The sequence below is a fragment of the Vibrio splendidus genome, assembly GCF_001557875.1.
Classification (GTDB): domain Bacteria; phylum Pseudomonadota; class Gammaproteobacteria; order Enterobacterales; family Vibrionaceae; genus Vibrio; species Vibrio splendidus_F.
This window is the reverse complement of the sequence record NZ_LNRF01000010.1, coordinates 124,620-148,049: the sequence shown is the minus strand read 5'-3', so window position 1 is coordinate 148,049 and position 23,430 is coordinate 124,620. Positions and strand designations below refer to the sequence as shown.

The 23,430-nt window shown below is 44.0% G+C and carries 23 protein-coding genes; 9 read left to right on the top strand and 14 right to left on the bottom strand.

The genetic code is table 11. The annotated features are described in order from the left end of the window. Positions 1-4: 4 nt before the first annotated feature. Positions 5-1,243: a GGDEF domain-containing response regulator gene (locus ATB74_RS19575; RefSeq protein WP_061019504.1), complete on the top strand. Its 1,239-nt coding sequence runs from the start codon at positions 5-7 to the stop codon at positions 1,241-1,243. A 134-nt stretch (positions 1,244-1,377) separates the two neighbouring features. On the opposite strand, the gene nqrM is transcribed toward ATB74_RS19575, so the two are convergent. The 9 genes from nqrM to bolA all read right to left on the bottom strand — a co-directional run bounded on the left by nqrM (position 1,378) and on the right by bolA (position 9,497). Beyond that, entirely contained in the window at positions 1,378-1,632 is a 255-nt protein-coding gene (nqrM, locus tag ATB74_RS19570; RefSeq protein WP_009848378.1) for a (Na+)-NQR maturation NqrM, read from the bottom strand. Between the two features lie 16 nt (positions 1,633-1,648). Next, on the bottom strand, positions 1,649-2,653 hold the full coding sequence (locus ATB74_RS19565; RefSeq protein ID WP_060983358.1) for an FAD:protein FMN transferase: 1,005 nt from the start codon (positions 2,651-2,653) through the stop codon (positions 1,649-1,651). A 174-nt stretch (positions 2,654-2,827) separates the two neighbouring features. Further along, positions 2,828-4,054 carry an NADH:ubiquinone reductase (Na(+)-transporting) subunit F gene (gene nqrF / locus ATB74_RS19560; RefSeq protein ID WP_010439056.1) on the bottom strand — a complete coding sequence of 409 codons (1,227 nt, stop codon included), beginning with the start codon at positions 4,052-4,054 and terminating at the stop codon, positions 2,828-2,830. A 29-nt stretch (positions 4,055-4,083) separates the two neighbouring features. Further along, positions 4,084-4,680 carry an NADH:ubiquinone reductase (Na(+)-transporting) subunit E gene (nqrE, locus tag ATB74_RS19555; RefSeq protein WP_009848375.1) on the bottom strand — a complete coding sequence of 199 codons (597 nt, stop codon included), beginning with the start codon at positions 4,678-4,680 and terminating at the stop codon, positions 4,084-4,086. A gap of 7 nt (positions 4,681-4,687) precedes the next feature. Continuing rightward, positions 4,688-5,320: an NADH:ubiquinone reductase (Na(+)-transporting) subunit D gene (locus tag ATB74_RS19550; RefSeq protein ID WP_008223083.1), complete on the bottom strand. Its 633-nt coding sequence runs from the start codon at positions 5,318-5,320 to the stop codon at positions 4,688-4,690. Continuing rightward, positions 5,320-6,087: a Na(+)-translocating NADH-quinone reductase subunit C gene (locus ATB74_RS19545; protein WP_004735209.1), complete on the bottom strand. Its 768-nt coding sequence runs from the start codon at positions 6,085-6,087 to the stop codon at positions 5,320-5,322. Before ATB74_RS19545 ends, ATB74_RS19550 begins: the two co-directional genes overlap by 1 nt. Further along, positions 6,077-7,321: an NADH:ubiquinone reductase (Na(+)-transporting) subunit B gene (locus tag ATB74_RS19540; protein ID WP_010439046.1), complete on the bottom strand. Its 1,245-nt coding sequence runs from the start codon at positions 7,319-7,321 to the stop codon at positions 6,077-6,079. Before ATB74_RS19540 ends, ATB74_RS19545 begins: the two co-directional genes overlap by 11 nt. 5 nt (positions 7,322-7,326) lie before the next feature. Beyond that, positions 7,327-8,667, bottom strand: coding sequence for a Na(+)-translocating NADH-quinone reductase subunit A (locus ATB74_RS19535; RefSeq protein WP_032545690.1), 1,341 nt, complete (start codon positions 8,665-8,667; stop codon positions 7,327-7,329). A gap of 521 nt (positions 8,668-9,188) precedes the next feature. After that, entirely contained in the window at positions 9,189-9,497 is a 309-nt protein-coding gene (gene bolA, locus ATB74_RS19530; protein ID WP_004737616.1) for a transcriptional regulator BolA, read from the bottom strand. Between the two features lie 174 nt (positions 9,498-9,671). Between bolA and ATB74_RS19525 the strand changes: the two genes are divergently transcribed. The 4 genes from ATB74_RS19525 to ATB74_RS19510 all read left to right on the top strand — a co-directional run bounded on the left by ATB74_RS19525 (position 9,672) and on the right by ATB74_RS19510 (position 13,419). Continuing rightward, positions 9,672-10,823 carry a methyltransferase gene (locus ATB74_RS19525; protein WP_061019503.1) on the top strand — a complete coding sequence of 384 codons (1,152 nt, stop codon included), beginning with the start codon at positions 9,672-9,674 and terminating at the stop codon, positions 10,821-10,823. A gap of 66 nt (positions 10,824-10,889) precedes the next feature. Further along, entirely contained in the window at positions 10,890-11,459 is a 570-nt protein-coding gene (locus tag ATB74_RS19520) for a YajG family lipoprotein (RefSeq protein ID WP_017067736.1), read from the top strand. After that, a complete protein-coding gene (locus ATB74_RS19515) occupies positions 11,459-12,007 on the top strand; it encodes a peptidylprolyl isomerase (RefSeq protein WP_017071274.1) in 549 nt (182 codons plus the stop codon). The genes ATB74_RS19520 and ATB74_RS19515 overlap by 1 nt, the downstream gene beginning before the upstream one ends. A 53-nt stretch (positions 12,008-12,060) precedes the next feature. Continuing rightward, entirely contained in the window at positions 12,061-13,419 is a 1,359-nt protein-coding gene (locus ATB74_RS19510) for an AmpG family muropeptide MFS transporter (protein ID WP_060983355.1), read from the top strand. Between the two features lie 72 nt (positions 13,420-13,491). On the opposite strand, the gene ATB74_RS19505 is transcribed toward ATB74_RS19510, so the two are convergent. Beyond that, positions 13,492-14,838 (bottom strand): DUF4397 domain-containing protein, encoded by a 1,347-nt coding sequence (locus tag ATB74_RS19505; RefSeq protein WP_061019502.1) that lies wholly within the window; start codon positions 14,836-14,838, stop codon positions 13,492-13,494. Between the two features lie 586 nt (positions 14,839-15,424). Between ATB74_RS19505 and ATB74_RS19500 the strand changes: the two genes are divergently transcribed. From ATB74_RS19500 to csdA, 3 genes are all read left to right on the top strand, one after another. Beyond that, positions 15,425-16,240, top strand: a complete 816-nt coding sequence (locus tag ATB74_RS19500; protein ID WP_061019501.1) for an outer membrane protein OmpK — start codon at positions 15,425-15,427, stop codon at positions 16,238-16,240. A 110-nt stretch (positions 16,241-16,350) separates the two neighbouring features. Further along, positions 16,351-17,244 carry a 2-dehydropantoate 2-reductase gene (gene panE / locus ATB74_RS19495; protein WP_061019500.1) on the top strand — a complete coding sequence of 298 codons (894 nt, stop codon included), beginning with the start codon at positions 16,351-16,353 and terminating at the stop codon, positions 17,242-17,244. An 86-nt stretch (positions 17,245-17,330) separates the two neighbouring features. After that, positions 17,331-18,542, top strand: coding sequence for a cysteine desulfurase CsdA (gene csdA / locus ATB74_RS19490; protein ID WP_061019499.1), 1,212 nt, complete (start codon positions 17,331-17,333; stop codon positions 18,540-18,542). Between the two features lie 74 nt (positions 18,543-18,616). On the opposite strand, the gene csdE is transcribed toward csdA, so the two are convergent. The 4 genes from csdE to ATB74_RS19470 form a co-directional block, all read right to left on the bottom strand. Then, positions 18,617-19,045 (bottom strand): cysteine desulfurase sulfur acceptor subunit CsdE, encoded by a 429-nt coding sequence (gene csdE / locus ATB74_RS19485; RefSeq protein WP_061019498.1) that lies wholly within the window; start codon positions 19,043-19,045, stop codon positions 18,617-18,619. 37 nt (positions 19,046-19,082) lie between these two features. Then, positions 19,083-19,892, bottom strand: coding sequence for a tRNA cyclic N6-threonylcarbamoyladenosine(37) synthase TcdA (gene tcdA / locus ATB74_RS19480; RefSeq protein ID WP_017059899.1), 810 nt, complete (start codon positions 19,890-19,892; stop codon positions 19,083-19,085). 113 nt (positions 19,893-20,005) lie between these two features. Further along, the gene (gene mltA, locus ATB74_RS19475) at positions 20,006-21,118 is read right to left on the bottom strand and encodes a murein transglycosylase A (RefSeq protein WP_061019497.1); all 1,113 of its coding nucleotides are present in this window, start codon (positions 21,116-21,118) and stop codon (positions 20,006-20,008) included. 81 nt (positions 21,119-21,199) lie between these two features. Continuing rightward, complete coding sequence (locus tag ATB74_RS19470) at positions 21,200-21,673, bottom strand: DUF2850 domain-containing protein (protein WP_061019496.1); 474 nt, start codon at positions 21,671-21,673, stop codon at positions 21,200-21,202. Positions 21,674-21,834: 161 nt separating this feature from the next. On the opposite strand from ATB74_RS19470, the gene argA reads away from it, so the two are divergent. Then, complete coding sequence (argA, locus tag ATB74_RS19465; protein WP_017065782.1) at positions 21,835-23,172, top strand: amino-acid N-acetyltransferase; 1,338 nt, start codon at positions 21,835-21,837, stop codon at positions 23,170-23,172. The last annotated feature ends 258 nt before the right edge of the window (positions 23,173-23,430 follow it).

The following is a 23,430-nucleotide window of genomic DNA, read 5'->3' as shown; positions in this document are numbered from 1 at the left end:
GCTTGTGAGTGAAAAAATACTAGTGGTGGAAGATAGCCGAGCATTCCGCAACTACCTGTACCAACAGCTTAAAAATAGCGGTTATGAGGTCGCACTTGCTGAATCGATTGCAGAAGCAAAAAACATCTTGGAACAAGAGACGGATTTCTTGTGTGCCGTATTAGATTACTGCTTACCTGACGGGCAAGACGGTGAGATCATTGATCTCGTATTAGGCTATCAACAGAAAATAATTGTTCTTACCGGGATGTTCGACAATCAACTGCGAGAGCAAGTCCTAGCAAAAGGCGTTATTGACTACATACTTAAAGACAGTATGTCATCAGTAAGCTACCTACTCCCTCTGGTTCAAAGAATTTCGAATAATCGCCACCACAAAGCATTGGTTGTCGATGATTCAGCGGTTGTTCGCCGTTACATAGCTCAACTTCTAGAACACCAATATATCCAAACTATCCAAGCCGAAGACGGCGAACAAGCATTAAAGCTTCTTCATAACGACCCTGAGATTACATTCGTTGTTACAGACCATGATATGCCGAAGAAAGATGGTATAGCGATGATCCGTGATATTCGACGTGATCATGATAAAAACCAATTAGCTATTCTAGGACTGTCAGGCAGCGATGATCGCACCATGACGGCTCGGTTTCTGAAAGCAGGAGCTAACGACTTCCTTTACAAGCCTTTTAACCAAGAAGAATTTTTCTGCCGAATCCATCAATTGCTTGATATGAAAGAAGCGGCCAATGAGCTGTTTCGACATGCCAACGAGGATGCTCTTACTGGCTTATGGAATCGTCGCTACCTGTTCAATCATCCTTGTAAGGGCTGCGATCAACGAAATATCGCGATGATGGATATCGACTTCTTTAAGAAAGTGAATGATACCTTTGGCCACGATGGTGGTGATGCCGTGCTGATCGATGTAGGGAAAATCATCAAAGATCATTTTAAAGACGATGTCGCTGTACGCTTCGGGGGTGAAGAGTTTTGTATTCAGTCATGCGGTGCGTTTGAGAGCTTTGTTGACAATTTAGAGTCCATGAGAGAAGCCATTGAAAGCCACGTTGTTGAGCATGACTCTCAAAGAATCAAGGTCAGTATCAGTATCGGCGTAACCGATTTAAACGCGAAGTTGGATGAACAGATCAAAGCCGCTGATGAGCTTCTTTATACGGCAAAAGAGCAAGGTAGAAACCAAATAGTGTTTGCGCGTAACAGCATGCAAATCGAACAATAGGCATTCGTTTTTGTTTCCATTTTTAATCAGCCAAGATAAATGACTAAGCCCCAAAACCAAAAAAGCTCAAGACGATAATCTTGAGCTTTTCAATTTAAGGGTACAGATAACTCTATCCCTATGACTGTCACCAATTAGGCGATACGGTCTTTACTCCAAGCCGCTTCTTTTTGTTGACGCTCAGCCAGCTTCTCTTCACGGTAAGCTTCACGAGCTTCACGCTTCTTACGCGCGTCACAAGGTTCAGGGCAGTTACATACTTTATCAATACCAACAGCACCTAAGCCACCACAGCTACCTTTCACAACTTTCTTTTGGATAATGTAGCCAATTGACATCGCTGCGATTACTGCAAGAAAAACACCAAATGTAATCAGAAATGTATTCATAATTATCTCGCTTACCTTATTTACCTAAGTATGGCTTAAATGCTTCAGAAGCAATTTCTTTAAAGCCATCTGCTGTTTTTACCACCATGAACACTGGAATGTTATGTTGGTTTGCGACTTCCATTCCTTTTTCCTCACCTAAGACCATAAGGCCAGTAGATAAGCCGTCTGCAGTCATTGAAGACGGGTTTAAAACAGTCACAGAAACCACTTTATGATGAAGAGGCTTTCCTGTTTCTGGGTTGATAATGTGTGAGTAACGAACACCATCACGCTCAAAATAGTTGCGGTAGTCACCAGACGTTGCAATCGCCATATCACCAGGTTCAATGATCTCTTGAATGTTGCGTTCATCAACACTTGGCTTCTCGATGGCAATACGCCAGCCTACATTTTCTCGGTTTAGGCCTTTCAAACGGATTTCACCGCCTACTTCTACCATGTAGTTGTGAATACCAATTGAATCAAGGTAATCAGCAACAACATCAACGCCCCAACCTTTTGCAATGGTTGACAAGTCGACGTACAGATTAGGCAAGTCTTTAGTTAACTTGTTGCCTTCAACGCTCAAGTGATGAATACCAACTTTAGCTTTACGAGCAGCAAGCTCTTCATCTGATGGAACCACTTCTGGGCGAGCTTCGGGTCCAAAACCCCAAAGGTTAACTAATGGACCAACAGTAACATCCAGCGCACCTTCAGTAAGACCGTTCAAACGAATGGCTTCTTTCACAACGATAGCGGTTTGCTCAGAGACTTCGAATGCTTCCGCACCTTTGTGTTGGTTGAAACGACTCAGCTCTGAGTCTTCACGGTAAGTCGACATTTGATCATTCACTTCTTCAAGTAGACGATCGATCTCAGTATGAACTTCGTTAGACTCCGGAAATTCATCACCATTGATGTATTTAATATTGTAACTGGTGCCCATTGTCGGGCCACTTAAATGCACTTGCTCTCTTGGCTGTTCACAGCCAGCAAGAAAAATTAAAGAAGTTAATGCAACAAGCCAAATTCTCACTTGCTTACTCCTGTCTAATGTTGAGGATTTATATAAGGAAAAATAAGAGTAAAAAATAGGTATTTTGAATGCCTTACTCTTTCTTATATAAGCCAGTATGTTGTCAAAAACAGTCTTAGAAAAACAAATGGCTGACTCGTGAGAGTCAGCCATAATATCAATCACTTAAATGGATTAACCACCGAAGTCATCTAGTAGGATGTTTTCATCTTCTACACCAAGATCTTTCAGCATGCCGATAACAGCCGCGTTCATCATTGGTGGACCACACATGTAGTACTCACAGTCTTCAGGAGCTTCGTGATCCTTCAGGTAGTTCTCGTACAATACGTTGTGGATGAAACCTGTGTAACCGTCCCAGTTGTCCTCAGGTTGAGGATCAGACAGTGCACAGTGCCACACGAAGTTCTCATTTGCAGCCGCTAGGCCATCGAAATCTTCAATGTAGAACATCTCACGCTTAGAACGTGCACCATACCAGTAAGACATCTTACGAGTAGAGTTAAGACGCTTAAGTTGGTCGAAGATATGTGAACGCATTGGCGCCATACCTGCACCACCACCGATGAATACCATTTCATTGTCTGTGTCTTTAGCAAAGAACTCACCAAATGGACCAGAAATAGTACATTTGTCGCCTTCTTTAAGAGACCAGATGTATGAAGACATCACACCAGGAGCTACGTCAGGGTTGTTTGGCGGCGGAGTTGCGATACGCACGTTAAGCTTGATGATGCCTTTCTCTTCTGGGTATGAAGCCATAGAGTAAGCACGGATCGAATGCTCTTTAACGATAGACTCGTAACGGAACAAGTTGAACTTATCCCAGTCACCACGGTATTCCTCAGGAATATCGTAATCTGCGTATTTCACGTGATGTGGTTCAGCTTCAATCTGAATGTAACCACCCGCGCGGAACGGTACTTCTTCACCTTCAGGGATTGCTAGAGCAAGTTCTTTGATGAAAGTAGCTTCGTTGTTATTCGAGATAACAGTACATTCCCACTTTTTAACACCAAAGATATCTTCGTCTAGTTCAATCTCCATGTCAGTTTTCATAGCAACTTGACATGCAAGACGTTCGCCTTCGCGAGCTTCACCTTTTGTGATGTGATCAAGTTCAGTTGGTAGGATGTCGCCACCACCAGACTTAACTTTTACACGACACTGACCACAAGAGCCACCGCCACCACAAGCAGAAGATACGAAGATACCAGCGCCAGCTAGGGCACCAAGTAGCTTGCTACCAGGTTGAGTAACGATCGCCTTTTCAGGGTCGCCGTTTACTGAAATAGTGATGTCACCTGATGGTACCAGCTTAGACTTAGCGAAAAGAATCACTAGTACTAGAGCCAATACAATAATGGTAAACATCGCTACGCCAAGAATAATGCTTTGCATTTGTTATTCCTTATTACTGGGTGCTTACCCTACAGTTGAACACCAGAGAAAGACATAAAGCCTAACGCCATCAGACCAACAGTAATGAACGTGATACCAAGGCCACGTAGACCTGGAGGTACGTCAGAGTACTTCATCTTCTCACGGATACCCGCAAGAGCAACGATAGCTAACATCCAACCCACACCAGAACCAAAGCCGTAAACAACAGATTCAGCAAAGTTGTAGTCACGAGTTACCATGAAAGATACACCACCAAAGATTGCACAGTTAACTGTGATCAGTGGAAGGAAGATACCTAGTGCGTTGTACAAAGGTGGGAAGAAACGGTCTAGAACCATCTCTAGGATTTGTACAAGTGCCGCGATAACACCGATGAATGCGATGAAGTTAAGGAAACTTAAATCGACACCTTCAACAAGCGCGTTTTCTTTCAGGATATGTGTGTAAACAAGGTTGTTTACAGGAACAGCGATTGTAAGTACTACAACTACCGCAACACCAAGACCAAAAGAAGTTTTAACTTTCTTAGATACCGCTAGGAATGTACACATACCTAGGAAGAAAGAAAGCGCCATGTTTTCGATGAAAATCGATTTAACTAGCAGACTAATATAATGTTCCATGACTACCTTACCCCTTCGCTTCTACTTGTTCTGGTTTGAACACACGAATTGCCCAAATCAAGAAACCAATTAGGAAGAATGCAGAAGGTGCTAGAAGCATCAAGCCGTTTGGCTGATACCAACCACCGTTGCTCACTAGAGGTAGCACTTCCATACCAAATAGTTTGCCAGAGCCTAGAAGCTCACGGAAGAAACCAACAGTGATAAGAACGAAACCGTAACCAAGACCGTTACCAAGACCATCGATTAAAGACGGGATTGGCGCAGACTTCATTGCGAATGCTTCAGCACGACCCATTACAATACAGTTAGTAATGATTAGGCCAACGAATACAGATAGCTGCTTAGAGATATCGTATAGGTATGCTTTAAGCACTTGGTCTACCACGATTACTAGTGATGCGATAATTGCCATCTGAACGATGATACGCACACTGTTAGGAATGTGGTTACGGATCAAAGAAACGAAGAAGTTAGACAGAGCAGTAACAAACATTACCGCGATAGTCATAACAAATGCTGTTTCTAGCTTAGTGGTTACCGCAAGAGCAGAACACACACCAAGAACCTGTAGCGCGATTGGGTTGTTGTCCAACACCGGCGCTAAGATGCTCTTTTTAATTTCTTTTGCACTAGACATTAGTTCAGACCTCCGTCACGAACTTTTGCTAGGAACGGACCAAAGCCCATATCACCTAACCAGAAGTCAAATGTATGTTGAACACCAACGCTAGTCAGTGTCGCACCAGAAAGGCCATCTACACCGTGCTCAGAACCTTGAGGAGCGCCACCTTTAACAACCTGAATAGCAGGTTTGTGGTTTTCGTCGAATAATTTCTTACCAACGAATTGAGCACGCCAAGTTGGGTTCTCAACTTCACCACCAAGTCCAGGAGTTTCACCTTGCTCGTAGTAAGTGATACCAGAAACTGTGTTGCCATCAGTTTCTACCGCAACGAATGCGTACATCATTGACCATAGACCGTTACCGTGAACAGGGATGATAACTTTAGAAGTTTCAGCGCCATCTTTCACTAGGTATACAGTACCCGTGTTAGCACGACGAATGATCTTAGCGATGTCATCTTCAGCTGAAAGCTTGATTGACTGAGCTGGATCTTTTGCCGCTTTACGTTGGTCGTATGCAGCAGCGTCGCCGTCAACGAAATCGCCAGTAGCGAAATCAACTAGACGAGGTTCAATGTTCTCTGCGTACAGTGCTGGAATATTACCCGCAAGTTCAATGCCCGCAACTTCAAGGATCTTAGTTTGCTGATCCAGAACTGCGTTAGCTTGTTGCTTAGGTTTAAGAACAACTGCAGCTGTTGAAACGATGATTGAGCACACTAAGCTCAATGCGATAACAACAAACAGCGTCTTTTTAATGCTATCGTTATTACTTGCCATAGCGCGCTAGTCTCCGCTTAATGTTCTTCTCGATTACAACGTGGTCAAACAGAGGAGCAAATAAGTTTGCGAATAGGATCGCAAGCATCATGCCTTCTGGGTATGCAGGGTTAACTACACGAATCATTACACACATTGCGCCGATTAGGATGCCGTACCACCACTTACCACCATTGGTAAATGACGCTGATACAGGGTCTGTTGCCATGAAGAACATACCAAACGCGAAGCCACCTAGAACTAGGTGCCAGTGCCAAGGCATGCTGAACATTGCGTTCGTGTCAGAACCGATCACATTAAACAATGTTGATACAGCAATCATACCGATCATAACACCAGCAATGATGCGCCATGAAGCAATGCCCATGTATACGATCATTGCAGCACCGATCATAAGTGCAAGCGTTGATACTTCACCGATAGAACCTGGAATGTTACCAATGAATGCGTCCATCCAAGTGATCGTCTCACCAGATACCGTGTTCATTAGCGCGCTACCACCGCCTTGAGCCCATTGGCTAAGCGCTGTTGCACCAGAGAAACCGTCAGCTGCAGTCCAAACTACGTCACCAGAAATCTGAGCAGGGTATGCGAAGAATAGGAACGCACGACCAGCAAGTGCAGGGTTTAGGAAGTTACGACCCGTACCACCAAAGATCTCTTTAGCAACAACAACACCGAAGGTAATACCTAGTGCAGCTTGCCATAGAGGAAGTGTTGGCGGAACGATAAGCGCGAATAAGATAGAAGTAACAAAGAAACCTTCGTTAACTTCGTGCTTACGCACCATACAGAACAGTACTTCCCAGAAACCACCAACGATAAAGACCGTCGCGTAGATAGGTAAGAAGTAAGTCGCACCCAAGAGCATCTTACTGCCCCAACCTGCATCGGCTCCTAAGGAGGCTCCAAGCATTTCGGTTAGCCAGTAGTGCCAGTTACCATCAATGATAGAAACTAGTTCTGCACCTGAATACATGTGGTTTAGTGCTGCAATAGCTTGACCACCTGCGTTGTACATACCCCAGAACATTGCTGGGAATACCGCAAGCCAAACCATGATCATGATACGTTTTAAGTCAACGCTATCACGGACATGCGAGCTTTTCTTTGTAACTGTACCTGGTGTGTAGAAAAGTGTTGCTGCTGCTTCGTAAAGCGCAAACCACGTTTCGTGTTTACCACCTGGTTCAAAATGATGCTCGATGTCTTCAATAAACTTTTTAAGGCCCATGAAAATTACCCTTCCTTCACAATTGTATCTAGGCATTCACGAAGTAACTGACCGTACTCGTACTTACCAGGACATACAAAGGTACACAGTGCTAAATCTTCTTCATCTAGCTCTAGCGCACCAAGTGCTTGTGCACTATCAACGTCGCCAGCACATAGATCGCGAAGCAGCAAAGTAGGCTCCATATCTAATGGCATTACTTTCTCGTAGTTACCAATTGGAACCATAGAGCGATCACTACCGTTTGTTGTCGTTGTCATGTTGAACAACTGACCTTTAAACACGTGACCAAGGAATGAACGAGTAACAGAGAACTTGTTCTTACCAGGCATAGCCCAGCCGAATAGCTCTTTATCACGACCTTCACGAAGAACCGAAACCTGTTGATGGTAACGGCCAAGGTAAGCATGTGGACCTGAAGCGTGAACACCAGATAATACTGAACCTGAGATCAGGCGAACTTCACCTGGCATCAACTCGCTGTCCGTCAACTCTTCAAGGCTAGCACCAATTTGAGTACGAACTAGGCGTGGGTTATTAACTACTGGACCAGCCAGAGAAACAACACGCTCAGAGTAAATCTCACCAGTAAGGAACAACTTACCGAATGCGATAACGTCTTGGTAGTTAATGCTCCACGCTACATTTTGTGCATTTACCGGGTATAGGTAATGCATATGCGTGCCTGCAAGACCTGCAGGGTGTGGGCCATCAAAAACATGTTCTTCAACGTTAGACTGAGCTGAACGAGGTAAGCTAGTACCTTTTTTACAAACGTACACTTTACCGTTAGTCAGAGTTGAAAGAAGATCTAAACCAGCAACGAAAGCATCAGACTGCTCGTTAATGATTAATTCTGGCTCAGCTGCTAGCGGATTAGTATCCATAGCAGTAACGAAAATAGCCTGAGTTTCAGAATCAACTGCTGGAACCTTGCTGAACGGACGAGTTCGCAAAGCGGTCCATGCGCCAGACTCAACTAACTGAGCTTTAACCGTTTCACGGTCAAGACTTGCTAGTTGGTTAGCTTCATAGCTATTGAACGTGATTTGCTCATTGCCTGCTACTTCAATCACTACTGATTGAAGAACACGCTTAGCACCACGGTTCACTTCAATAACTTTACCGCTTGCTGGAGAAGTAAATACAACACCTGGGTTCTTTTTATCTGCAAAAAGAACTTGGCCTTTCTTCACTTCATCACCAACGCGAGCATGCATCGTAGGACGCATACCAACGTACTCTTCGCCAAGCAAGGCGACTTTAGTGATGGACTTACCATCATTAATCACCTGGGATGGAGTTCCTGCGATAGGAAGATCCAAACCCTTCTTTATTGTAATCATACGCACTTGCACTACTTTATCGGGAAAAAGATTCTTTTAATTGCGTAAATTCAGGACGTTTTAAAATCGCCCTTAGACACGACATTACAGTGTCCGGTCTTGGTAAATTTGAGATACCAAAATCGCAACATTACATTAATAAATTCACCACAAAGATTATGTGAGATTTATCAGGTGCCGTATTCTAGCATTTTTTGACAACTTGATGCCATGACCAATAACTTGAATACGGCCTATATTTGGTGAGATTTGAAGCATATGGACTCTAAAATATGTATAAATTTGACGAGCCGCACAGATAAAATGGCTTTTGAATCGTGTTTTAAACAAGAGATTAATACTCTGTCACAAACTCATATTTTTCGAGTTATGTTGAAACACTGTTAATAAAAACACTACTCGTTGTGGGTATTTTCAACCGCTCGATTTACCATCAGTTTGAGTGATATAACAACGGAAAACAGATGTATTTGGCAACAAAAAAGGTGGCATCGCCACCTCTTCTATATTCGATTACTCTACTATTTCCCACCGCCCATACACATTGGGCTATCTGGCACGTTATCTAGCTGCTTCAACCATTCATCTTTTGTATAAGTGTGAATGGACAGTGCGTGAATATTGTTCGCAAGCTCTTCTGAAAGAGCTTTATTTACCGCTCGATGACGAGCAATAAGGCGTAAGCCTTCAAACGCATCGCTGACAACAATCACTTTAAAATGACTCTCAGAACCAGCCGGAACATTGTGCATATAGCTCTCATTGATCACGTTTAAATGACTTGGTGAAAACTCATTGTGCAATTTTGTTTCGATAACTTCTTGGATCATTGTGATTCCTTAATAACGTATTGGCATTATCCGTGGGGTGAGTATAAACCCTAATAGGTCGAGTGTCTGAGTATTTAATAGCGAACGGCATAGGTTTGGTTGAGTTTTTTCTATCTTGTTCAGGCTGCATTTGAGACAATATCTTTGTTATTTCTTATATAAGTATCTCAAGCAATGAAAACCGAACTTACCCTTCACGACAGAACTTTGACCTTACATCGTTTCCCAAAACGTTCAAATGAAACCCTTCAAGCTTGGGATGCGGGCGACGAATACATCATTAGTCACGTTGAAGAGATGAACCTTGAACCTGGTAAACACATTCTGATCATGAACGATAGTTTTGGTGCTCTATCGGCTTGGTTCTCGAAAGATCATGATGTCACAATGATGAGTGACTCATTTATCTCTCACCGTGGTGCCCTGAAAAACTTACAGCGCAATCAAAGTAACCGAGTGAACTTCTTGAACACAATGGATGATATCCCACACGGTATCGATCTTGTGATCATGCAGTTGCCAAAAACAAATCGTCACCTAATTTGGCAATTGAGCCAACTGCGCCAAGCTTTGCCTGAAAGCTGCCAAGTGATCGGCGTCAACAAGGTAAAAGAGATTCACACATCTACGCTTAACCTTTTCGAAAAGTACCTAGGCGAAACCAAAACATCACTAGCGAAGAAAAAACACCGCTTAGTATTCTCTTCTCCAAATTGCCAGCCAGTTCAAACGGTAGAGCCTTTTGTTGAGTGGGATGTAGACGGTGAAGATATCCGCCTGAAAAATTTACCAAATGTTTACTCAGGGGAAGCACTCGATCAAGGCGCTCGCTATATGCTAGAGCATATTCCTCAAGATCCAGAGCTGCGTCATATCATCGACCTAGGCTGTGGCAACGGTGTATTGAGCGTAAAAGCAGGGCAATTGAACCCACAAGCTCGTATTACCTGTGTGGATGAAAGCTTTATGGCTGTGGAGTCAGCACGCCAAAACGTCAAGGATAACCTTGGTAAAGACGGCAACTTCCAGTTCATCGCCAACAACTGTTTAGATAGCTTTAAGAAAAACAGCACCTACTTAGTGATGTGTAATCCTCCATTCCATCAGCAACAAGCGATTACTGATCACATTGCATGGCAAATGTTCTGTGATGCAAAGCATGTTCTTAGCAATGGAGGCAAATTAATTGTTATTGGCAACCGACACCTCGGATACGATGTCAAACTAGCAAGACTATTTGGTGAAGCTAACGTTGAAACGCTTGAACTAAACCAAAAATTTGAGATATTACAAGCAACAAGAGAGCCTGCGAATTTTAATAAATAAGCAGAAACGACTTCACAAGAATTTAAGATACCGAGCTTCTGGTGTGAATTTAGAAAGGATAAAGGAATGAAAAAACTGATTTTGGCTGCTTCTATTATGGCTTTGACAGCATGTTCAGCCCCTCAGCAAGAACAAATCAATGTAATGCCAGAAGCTTCACTAAGCTCAAGCAACCTTGTACAAGGCAAAACATACACACTAACCAGTAAAGATGTTCGTGCCGCTCAATATGTTGCATTGGTTGATAGTGGCCGTTCAAACATTCAGCCAATTCATGCTAAGCAAAACATGCGTATTTCTCTAGAAAACGCTATTGCTCAACAGTTAGAGTCTCAAGGTTTTCGTGCAAGCGTAAACAGTGAAAACTCAATTGTTTTGGAGATTCAAGAAGCGCTTGTTACCGTAGAACACACCATTATGGAAAACAAAATGGACGGTAAAGTAACGCTTGAAGTTACGGCTGAAACGCCTGAAGGCAAGTTAGTGAAAACATTCAACGGTACTGCAACGCGCACTGGTGCCTTGAGTGCGTCAAATGACGACATCTCTATGGTTCTTAATGACGTGATTAACTTGGTTCTTACGGAAATCGCTAACGACCAAGAGCTACAAACTTACATGAAGGAACGTTTCTAATGGTTCGTATTTTATCTTCTATCGCATTAATGCTAGTGAGCGTGAGCGTTTGGGCTGGTCCTAAAGTGAACGTAGAAACAACATTAGGCGACTTCACAATTGAGCTAAACCAAGAACAAGCACCGGTTAGCGCGGAGAACTTCCTAAAATACGTTGCAGACGGCAGCTACGAAGGCACTATCTTCCACCGTGTTATCCCTGGTTTTATGGCGCAAGGTGGCGGCTTCGATCAAGATATGAATCAACAAGCGACTTATGCTCCTATCAAAAATGAAGGCAGTAACGGCCTAAAGAATGATACAGCAACGATCGCTATGGCTCGTACCAATGCACCTGATTCTGCAACTCGCCAGTTCTTCATTAACTTTTCAGATAACGATTTCTTAAACGCTAAAGGCGGTAACCCAGGTTACGCTGTATTCGGCAAAGTAACTGAAGGTTTTGATGTTGTACAAAAGATGGCAACAATTCCAACTAAGCGAATGGGCCGCATGTCAGACATTCCAGTCGACCCAATCGTCATCACTAAAGTGACCCTTCTTAAGTAATCCAATGTAACGCCCTTATTTCTTAAGGGCGTTTTTCTATACAAGGACGCCCTATGTCATCAGGCACTCCCTCTCTTTCTTGGATGCAGACTTTTCGCAGCTACCTAGATAAACGTCTACTTTGGGTGTTTATGCTTGGCTGTTCGAGTGGCTTCCCATGGGTTCTTATTGGATCCAACATGTCTGGTTGGCTAAAAGATGCAGGTTTAACGCGTGCTGCCATTGGCTACTTTGGTAGTGTTTTTGCCGTGTATGCGATTAACTTTCTATGGGCACCATTGGTAGACCGAGTAAAATTGCCAGTGCTTCATGCAATACTCGGCCAGCGCCGCAGTTGGATCTTTTTCTGCCAAACCATTGTTTTAATCGGCACCTTATTCATCGCTGGCGTCAATCCCGCAGAGAATTTGGCGTTTACCTCAATGTTGGCGCTCGCTATTGCCATTGCCTCAGCCACGCAAGACATCGCGATTGATGCATTTCGTATTGATACCTTCCCAAAATCCGAAGCATCAAAACTGCCGCAAGCTTCTGCAATGGCCGTAATTGGGTGGTGGACGGGTTATTCGCTACCAGGCTACCTTGCCTTTATTAATGCAGACTCAATCGGTTGGAATGGCGTGTATTACGGAATGGCAGGTGTCGTTGTTGTATTAATGCTGTTTACTCTTTTTGTCGGAGAGCCAAATACAGAACGTGAAGCCCTACAAGAACAAGCACAGCAGCGACACAATAAAGTGGTCGGCTCAAAGCTTGTCGCTTGGTTCAGTGTGACGGTAATTGAACCGTTTTATGATTTCTTCAAAAGAAACGGAGTTCAAGTTGCCATTACTCTATTGCTGTTTGTGTTCCTATTTAAGATCGGTGAAGCCTTCCTAGGTCGCATGTCGATCACCTTCTATAAAGAGATAGGTTTCAGTAATGAACAGATCGGTCATTACTCCAAGTTAATTGGCTGGGGAGCAACCATATTCTTCACTTTGGTAGGCAGTGTCTTCAATGTGAAATTCGGTATTGTACGCGGACTGATGATCGGCGGTGTGGCAATGGCGGCCAGTAATCTAATGTTTGCGTGGATCGCTCAAACTGGCCCGAGTGAAACCTTGTTCTTGGCAACGATCATTGTCGATAACTTCACGACCGCCTTTTCGACAGTAGCCTTTGTCTCTTTCTTAACGTTATTAACTGGGCAGGCCTTCTCTGCAACCCAATATGCATTACTCGCATCCTTGGGTAACTTCGGTCGCACCACACTGGCTTCATTCAGTGGTGAGTTGGTTGATTACCTCAATGATTGGTCAACCTTCTTTATACTTACCGCACTTATGGTGATTCCAAGTTTGATCATGCTCTATTCGTTGCGCCACTTTTTCACAGATTTACTGGAAAAAGCCAAAAACAACCACGAATAAGAAGAAAACAAAAGGAAAGAGGGTAGCATCACGCTACCTTCTTTTACTTTGTCACTACCAATCTAAGAAAAGCTAATCGGTTGTATCACTAACAATAAGATTAAAACCCGTTCCCATCGAATCATCAATCGCCACAACTTGATACACCACACCATCAGCTAAGGTTGCTGGCGCAGAGTCGATAGCCACAACTGACGGCTGACCCGCTACAGTAATCGTCACAAAGTAAGACCCCGCCGCAACATAAATACCATTCACATAATCTTTGAACTTCACATCACTTAGCGCTGGAGTGCTACCAGAGATCCCCGCGTTTTCTGTTAAGTAAATATCCACCGATGCCGCAATTGGGTTAGCAGCGGCGTGGGTAATGTTTAGCACTGCGCTGGTCGCAACCGGACGACGGTTTTCAGGAATAACCAATGGTTCCAAACTCAGTGGAGTTACCGTACCTACCGCATAGATGCTGTAATCCATGCCAGCAAACACAGCCACCCCGTCAGCATCAATCAATGCGTTGGTCGTTGTGCCATCAGCAAATATGTCAATGTCATAACTTCCGGCTGCTAAGTCAAGAAATCCTCGGATCTCTTTAAACATCAAATCAGCAAGAGGTGCAAATGCAGCTCCGTTGACAAAAACATCTACATCTGGGGCGCCATCAACGAGATGACCGACTCTCACTTCGGAAGTTTCAGACATGTCGTAGATTAAAGAGGAACCGCTACCATCCATCACCATCAACTTCACTGGAGATGCACTATTTGAGTCAGCTCTTGGCACAGCCGCAATCGTTAGCTCGCTACCGCCAGACAGAGTTATTTCTCCAGAGTCAAAAGTAATAGCACTGCCGCTCACGGTTTCTAATCTCACACGATATTGTCCTGCAGGAATATTGAGTACATCAGTAAAGTCTTTATATCCCAGCGTACCAAGCGGAGCGCCCAATGGATCACTCGGTCCTGTCACATATAGGTTTACATCGCCGACGCCCGTAGCAGCATGAACCACTTGCACGTCTAAGGTAGAGCTGGTTGCCGTCCCCTCAGCAGGTCGCGTCACGACTAAAGCCTCAACCGGGTTATTAGAACCGTCAGCGTCACCAACCACCATCACGGTGTAATCTAATTCACCGTTCAAATCGAATTGACTTGGCGAAATTACAGTGGCAACTGCGTCACCTGGGAGTTGGACATCGACCTGAAGAGTTGTCTGGCCTTGATTGACTGAAGTGTATCCGGATGCCTGAGCATAATCGACACCACTCCAACGAGCCTGACTGTTCACTAGAACATTGGCTAAGGGAGCATCTGGCGATGCATGCGCAGCTTGCAGTTGTGTTGTCGGTTCATCGTCATCGTCACACCCAACAATGAACAGGGCTGATATCGCTACGGCGAGTATTGGTGAATATTTCATCGGTCTTCTCTCCAAAAAAGTTTGACTAGTTCGTCACACAACAGAGCAATCTAACAACCAATATTTAACAATCGCCTCATGGTTTAGTGCTGTGAACTGTCATTAATTCTCAGTGATTCGAAAAGTAGCTAGATTCCAATTTCTAATCAGTCATCACATGAGATGTTCATCAATTGATTCAAACTGCAGTACGAAGTTGGTTAAAAATGGATCAAAGACTGGATTGAGAGGTGGGTTGAATGAGTCACTTTTTACGAGAAAACGGTTAGAAAGGAATACTGTTGATTTTGATATGCATGTCACTCAATTTAGTAGAATCGTTTGCTTAGAGCAGCATTTCGCCGATTTATCCACAAAATAATCTAATTTCACAAAATCAATAGAATTAAAGGTGCATCAAGATGCATTGCCATCTTAAAGTTCCATCATTTAGATCGTTAGTGTGATCACCCTCACCTTAATAATTGTAGTTTTCACTCTGTCTCACTTTTATTTGAGAACAAAATCGCTATTATGCTCGGCATTCGGACATCATAAACACGCACGGATTAGCGGGTTATTCATTTTTAACATAGAGAGTTCCATTATGCGTAAATCACTTTTAACTCTTGGCCTACTTGCAGCAACTTCTGCTCCAGTAATGGCAGCGGATTATTCTGACGGCGACATCCACAAAAACGATTACAAGTGGATGCAGTTCAACATCATGGGGGCAATCAACGAGAAAGGTCCTTACGAATCTACTCATGATTACCTAGAGATGGAATTTGGTGGTCGCTCTGGAATCTTCGACCTTTACGGCTATGTTGATGTATTTAACCTAACATCAGACTCAAGCAGCGACAAAGCAGACAAAGATGGCAAAATCTTCATGAAATTTGCTCCTCGTATGTCTCTTGACGGCTTAACTGGCAAAGACCTTTCTTTCGGTCCAGTTGAAGAACTATACCTTTCAACTCTTTTCGAGTGGGATGGTAACAACGGTGGTGTTAACACTCAGAAAGTTGGTCTAGGTTCTGACGTAATGGTTCCATGGTTCGGCAAAATGGGTCTAAACCTTTACGGTACATACGATTCAAACCAAAAAGATTGGAACGGTTTCCAAATCTCAACTAACTGGTTCAAGCCTTTCTACTTCTTCGAGAACGGTTCATTCATCTCTTACCAAGGTTACATCGATTACCAATTCGGTATGAAAGATGAGTACGCTCAAGTAAGCAACGGCGGCGCGATGTTTAACGGTATTTACTGGCACTCAGATCGCTTTGCAGTTGGTTACGGCTTGAAGCTATACAGCGATGTATACGGTTTTGAAGACGGTGCAGACCTTCCGTGGGATCCTACTTCACAAGCTGAATCTTCTGGCGTAGGTCACTACGTAGCAGTAACTTACAAGTTCTAATCGAACTTCTAAGAAAGTTTCCAAAATGGCACCCTCGGGTGCCATTTTTTATTGCTTTCATTTAATGCCTCGCTATCCTTGCAGCATCACTTTCTTATCTCGGTATTGCTGTGAACATCACTATTGTTGGACCTGGAGCAATTGGCTCTTTATGGGCAATAAAACTACTTCAAGCTGGTCATAATGTCTCTTTGTGGAGCCGCTCCCCTGAAACCTCAATTGACCTATCACTTGATGAGCAAGCTTCACTTTCCTTCAGTAATAACAATATAGAAAAGCTATCTGCAAGTGACTTAGTGATCTTTACGGTCAAGGCTTGGCAAGTAGAAGAAGCCACCACTCCGTTACTTCAATATCTCGACTCTGATACCATTCTCATGTTCATGCATAACGGAATGGGCGCAGTTGATCAGATAGCAGCTCAAATTAATGACCACCCGGTAGTACTAGCAACCACCACCCAAGCTGCATTCAAACCTGATCGTAATAGTGTATCTCACACTGGAGTTGGCCAAACTCAACTGGGTGCTTTTAACCTCAATGGGCAACAGTGCACTTTTTTAGTTAATGTATTGGATCATGCTCTCCCCGCTGTGAGTTGGAACCCAGAGATTAAAGCCGCGCTTTGGACCAAACTCGCCATCAACTGTGCAATCAACCCGCTGACTGGGTTAGAACAAGTCAAGAATGGCGAACTTGCAGACCAAAAGTTTGGAGATACTTTAATCTCTATAGTTGAAGAGCTCACAAAAGTTATGCAGGCAGAAGGTATTGATTGTTCGATCGAAGAGTTAGAAGCGAGCGTCAACAAGGTTATTCACGCCACAGCACAGAACAACTCTTCAATGAAGCAAGATATGCTTTATCAAAGAAAGACTGAGATCGACTTCATCACTGGGCACCTGATAAAAACAGCAAATAAGCATCAGATAGAAGTTCCCGTTAACCAAAAGCTGTTCGATCAGGTCAAAGAGCAAGAAAATAGCTGGAATCATCAAGATTAGTCAGCAACGGTTAACAAGTCGCGATAAAATAATGATACCGCTTAGCATTAAGCTAGCACCAATTTCCAAGATTTAGGTAAGAATAGATGCTTGATATCAATCACATCCGAGAGCAGTTTCCTGCGCTATCACAAACCATCAATCAACAACCATTGATTTACTTAGACAGCGCGGCAACAACACAAAAACCTCAGGTAGTTATTGATGCCATTAGCCAATATTACTCCAAACAAAATGCCAATGTTCACCGTGGTAGTCATAGCTTAACGGCGAACGCGACCAGTCAATTTGAAGCGGCAAGAGACAAGGTCGCTCAGTTTATTGGCGCAACCTCATCGAAAGAGATTATCTGGACTCGCGGTGCCACCGAAGCACTCAACCTTATCGCTCAAACCTACGCTAGAAGTACCCTCCAACCGGGCGATGAAATCCTAGTGAGCGAAATGGAACACCACGCCAACATTGTCCCTTGGCAAATTGTGGCAGAACAAACCGGTGCTAAGATCATCAAAATCCCAATGACATCTGACTGCGAATTCGACCTTGCTGCTTTTGATGCACTGTTGACTGAACGAACCAAGATCGTAGCTCTGGCTCAGATAACCAATGTGACGGGTTCTCGCCAACCGATTGAGCAAGTTATCGAAAAGGCACATGAGATGAATGCCGTGGTTGTCGTCGATGGCGCACAAGGCATTGTCCATGAACCATTGGATGTTGCCACTTTGGGCGCAGATTTCTACGTATTCTCAGGGCACAAACTCTATGCTCCAGCAGGGATTGGTGTGCTTTACGGCAAACTAGAATTGCTCGAAGCGATGCCGCCGTGGCATGGCGGTGGCAAAATGGTTGAACGCGTCTCTTTTTCTGGCACTACGTTTTCTAAACTGCCTGGTAAGTTCGAAGCAGGCACACCAAACGTAGCAGGTGCCATCGCTTTAAGTTCAGCAATCGAGTGGTTACATCAGTATGAACAACAAGACGTGGAAGATCATATCCACCAGCTACAACACAAAACCCATCAAGCACTCAGTCAATTGGATGACATCCAGATACTCGGTTACAAGCCAAATTCGAGCGTAATTACCTTTGTGATGAATGGCGTTCACCATCAAGATATTGCAACGTTACTCGACCAACAAGGTATTGCCGTTCGCGCTGGTCACCACTGTGCGCACCCATTAATGGATGCACTTGGAGTGAAAGGAACGGTTCGAATTTCATTTGGTATTTACAACAACATGGATGATGTTGAAAAGCTCGTAGCGGCGATAGAAAAAGCCGTTGATATGCTTTAGCCGAGTCGCGAGCGAAATTATTTAGGGTTGGCGTTTAGCGTCAACCCTTTTTGTTTCTGTGTGTCTAAGAAATGTTAAGCACTTAGCTCTTGGATTTGAGCAACAATCGCTTTTAATCCATTACCGCGAGATGGGCTTAGATGGGTAATTAGACCGATTTTTTCGAAGTATTCATCAATATCGAACGCTTGAACCTGCTCTGATGTTTTTCCATCATACGCAGCCATCACTAATGCAATCAGACCGCGAACGATGCGAGCATCAGAATCAGCACAAAAGTACCAAACACCGTCGATGTTCTGCGAAACTAACCATACTTGGCTCTCACAACCAGATACCACAACCTGCTCACTTTTCAGTTCATCAGGCATAGTTGGTAGTTTCTTACCCCATTGAATCACTTGGCGATAACGGTCTTCCCAGCCGCTGAATGTCTGCATTTTCGCGACGATATCATCACTGGTAATTTCAGTGCCGAATGGAGAGCTTGGGAATGTGGTCATTTTAATATCCAGTCGATTATTAATTGAATAGAAGACGTTACTTAGCGTGCTTTTGAATCAGCTTTTCTACAATACGCGAAACAGCCACAAAACCAAAAGTCGCCGTTACCACGGTTGCCGCACCAAAGCCTGTCGCACAATCCATGCGCTTTGGACCTTCAGCTGTTGCTTTCGCAGCACATACACTGCCGTCAGCTTGAGGGTATTTCAGCTGTTCAGTCGAGAACACACAATCGATACCAAACTTACGCGCTGGATTCTTAGGGAAATTATGATGACGACGAAGGGTATCTTTTAGCTTCTTCGCTAGCGGATCTTGAATCGTTTTAGTCAAATCGGCCACTTTGATTTGCGTTGGGTCGATTTGCCCCCCCGCACCACCAGTGGTGATTACTTTGATTTTGTTACTGCGGCAATACGCCAATAGCGAAGCCTTAGCTTTCATGCTATCGATCGCATCCAACACAAAATCGAACTCTTTCGATAAGTACTCCGCCTGATTATCAGGACCGATGAAATCGTCAATCAGGTTAACTTTACACTCAGGGTTAATCAGCTTAACACGCTCGGCCATCACTTCGATTTTGCTCTTACCAACCGTGCCCGACATTGCATGAATTTGACGGTTGATGTTAGTCACACACACATCATCCATATCGATCAAAGTCAGCTCACCTAAACCAGTACGAGCAAGTGCTTCAACAGCCCATGAACCTACACCGCCAATACCGATAACACACACGTGTGCTGCTCTAAGTATATCGACTTCACTATTGCCATATAGGCGACGGGTGCCACCAAATCGTTGGTCATAGTTTTCTGAAGCTGGAGTGGTCAATTCACGCATTGTTGCCGCCAATTTATTTCTGAGAAAAAGAAAAGAGTGCGTTTTATACGCACTCTTGAATAAAAAGTCTAGGGGATTAGCGATTCGCTTTCAATGCCCTATTTTATTGCCGCTTACTCGACCTTTTCAGGTGGTAAAGCCCAAGGCGCTTCGGTTGCGCTGCCATCTAAGCCAAGCTTCCACACGCGACCAAAATGCTTGTAGTGACCCGCTTCAGTGCCTGCTCGCGGCCCCATACCATGGTAGAGATCCAAATGGTTCTGCTTAACTGCGCCGCCCGTATCCAAAACCAATAACAATCTTAATTGGTGCGCACCGCTCCAAGTACCATCCGCATTCAATAAAGGAACCTCAGCCAGAATTGGAGTTCCCATAGGCAAGATAGAGCGATCGCCAGCTACTGCAGCCATTGGCAATAGAGGAATCCCAGCACTGCCCATTACTGACAAGTCGTCTCTCGCTTCAAAAAACACGAAAGATGGATTTTGCTCAAGCAACTCTTTGACCACTTCAGGATCGTTTGCCAATACCCACTCTTTGATTGCTTTTAGTGACATTTTTTCGCGTGGAACTAAGCCTCGCTCAATCAAAACACGGCCAATGCTCACATAAGCTTTATTGTTCTTACCTGCGTATGCGAAATACTGCAGCGTATCATCATCACCGAAGTGCACGAACCCACTGCCCTGCACTTCCATCATAAATGGGTCGATACGGTTTGCTGAGTAACCTAACTCAAGGCCTTGACCTTCTAGTGCGCCGTTGTAAATCTCTTCGCGTGTTGGACACTCTTTACTACACTCAGGAAGCCCGTAAACTGGGTAACGGTATTCTTCATTCGCTTCGTGGCGCAGTTCCATAACAGGAGAAAAGTAGCCCGTAAACAAAACATTGCCTTGTTTATCACCACCACCTAGTTGAGCAGTTTGAACGCCAAAATTAGCGAGTTCGCTTGGATCTCCACTCAGCATCGCCCACTCATTGAGTTGTTGATAAAGCGGCTCATAGATTTTAGCCATCGAAGGGGATTTAGAAACCACCATCTCAGCTTGTTCTGCAAATGCGGTGTAGTCTCTTGGTTTATTGGATTCAACCTGATCGACCTTATTCAAGGTACGAGGAAATTCGTCATCAAGGTGTTGTTGAGCAAGATCAGTGGGTTGAGCACAGCCAAATAACAAAGAGGCAGCGACAAGGGGAAGCCATTTTTTAATCACAAGAGTCATCCTAAAAATTCTATGCATCGAGGATGACAAAAACAGTCAGATAACACAATCGTAGATTGTAAGAGTTTACAAGAAGATAACCTATCGGACGGAGTTATCGATATGGCCTTTAAGGCGGAAGATGGGATTGTAGTGACTGTCAGAATCGAGCACCATTTCTGTATTGTCAGAATTGGTCATGCGGAAGCGATAGGTTTTATCACCCGCCTTATATTCAAAGTAGCTACCGTCAAAGTCAAAGCTCGTCGAAACAACAGACCCACGAACTGATACACCATTAGCATTCAGAACAAACTCATCCGTCGCATAATGTGCAACATCCTGCTCTATCCAAGTACCATATATTAGATGATCAGGCGTCGCCGCATCTTGCACTCGGGAAAGCACATCGCCGAACAAAGAAACCACCGCAAACGAACCCACCAAAGCTAGAACCATTAAACAACGTTCAATGATCTTACGCTTCAACTTAGATTGATTGCGCTGATCAGCTTCGCTGTAGAGACCTTTGGTTATCTCATCGATTTTGTTGTTTGTCGCTGGAGCTTGTTGCATTCGGTGACTACTCATAAGGATGCTATGCGCATTCTACACTGAGACAGTTTATATATTGAAGCCTAGATAAGAATAGTTTGCGCTTTATTCCAAAAAGGTGTTGTTTACATTTGAATTTAAATGCTAAATTATCGAATAAATAAACAAAATGGACTTGTTCTGTGAAATTAAGAAGTACAGCGCTAGTAAAAGGTTTCAGACAATCAACCCCTTATGTCAATGCTCACCGTGGCAAAACCATGGTCATTATGCTGGGAGGCGAAGCCGTTGCCGACAGGAACTTTGGTAACATTATTAGTGATATAGCCTTGCTCCACAGCCTTGGAGTAAAAATTGTTCTCGTTCACGGGGCAAGACCGCAGATCAACCAATTGCTCGCTAAGCAAGATTGCCATACGCCTTATCACAAGAATATTAGGGTCACTGATGAATATTCTCTGGGCGTCGCTATGCAGGCTGCTGGCCAACTACAACTTGCCATCACTGCTCGACTTTCGATGAGTTTAAACAACACCCCGATGGCAGGCACTCAACTCAATGTGATGAGTGGTAACTTCATTACGGCTCAACCGCTTGGCGTGGATGACGGTACGGATTATTGCCACAGCGGGCGTATTCGTCGAATCGATATCGAAGGGATCAATCGCACACTTGACCAAGGTTCAATTGTACTGCTTGGCCCTATTGCCAGCTCCGTGACAGGCGAAAGCTTTAACCTACTTTCTGAAGAGGTCGCTACCCAAGTTGCTATTCGTCTAAAGGCCGACAAGCTTATTGGCTTTTGCTCCGAACAAGGGGTAACAGATGAACGCGGTAACGTGCTCGCCGAACTCTTCCCTAAAGATGCCAAGCAAATTCTAGAACGATTAACGGAATCTCAAAATCCTGCCGAAGACATGAGCACAGGAACACTGCGCTTCTTGAAAGGAGCGATCTCCGCTTGTCGTGCCGGGGTGCCTCGTTGTCATCTAATCAGCTACAAGGTAGATGGCGCGTTAATCCAAGAATTGTTCTCTTTTGATGGTATTGGGACCCAAGTGGTTATGGCGAGTGCTGAGCAAGTAAGACAAGCTCAGATTGACGATATTGGTGGCATCTTTGACCTTATTCGTCCTTTGGAAGAACAAGGCATTCTCGTTCGTCGTTCAAGAGAACAATTGGAACAAGAAATTCACCGTTTTACGATCATCGAAAAAGACGGTCTGATTATTGGTTGCGCTGCACTATATGCGTATCCGGAAGATCACATGGCAGAGATGGCGTGTGTGGCGATTCATCCTGATTATCGCGATGGAAACCGTGGGCAATTGCTGCTGGATTACATGCGCCACCAATCAAAATCTCGTGATATCGACCAGATCTTTGTCCTTACTACGCACAGCCTTCACTGGTTCCGTGAACAAGGTTTTTACGAGATAGCGGTTGATGAATTACCGATGGAAAAACAAGGGCTATACAACTATCAACGTAACTCAAAGATCTTGGCGCTCAACGTATAAATAAAGTTTTGGAGCACAATCTCACTTCAGAAGAAAAATAATTGCAAATGTAATCGTTTTCCATATGAGATTTATCAACTATGCACTTTCACTCACACGTATAATTGTATAGAATTTAAACGCTTTAATAATCTTAACAAATGTTTTTATTGGAATTGCCATCTCGATAGTCATATCGAACTCATTGAGGTGGTCACTGCACGGATTGCTATACCCGTTGACGGTCAGCACGCTAACATTAGCTCTGCTCGTTAATAT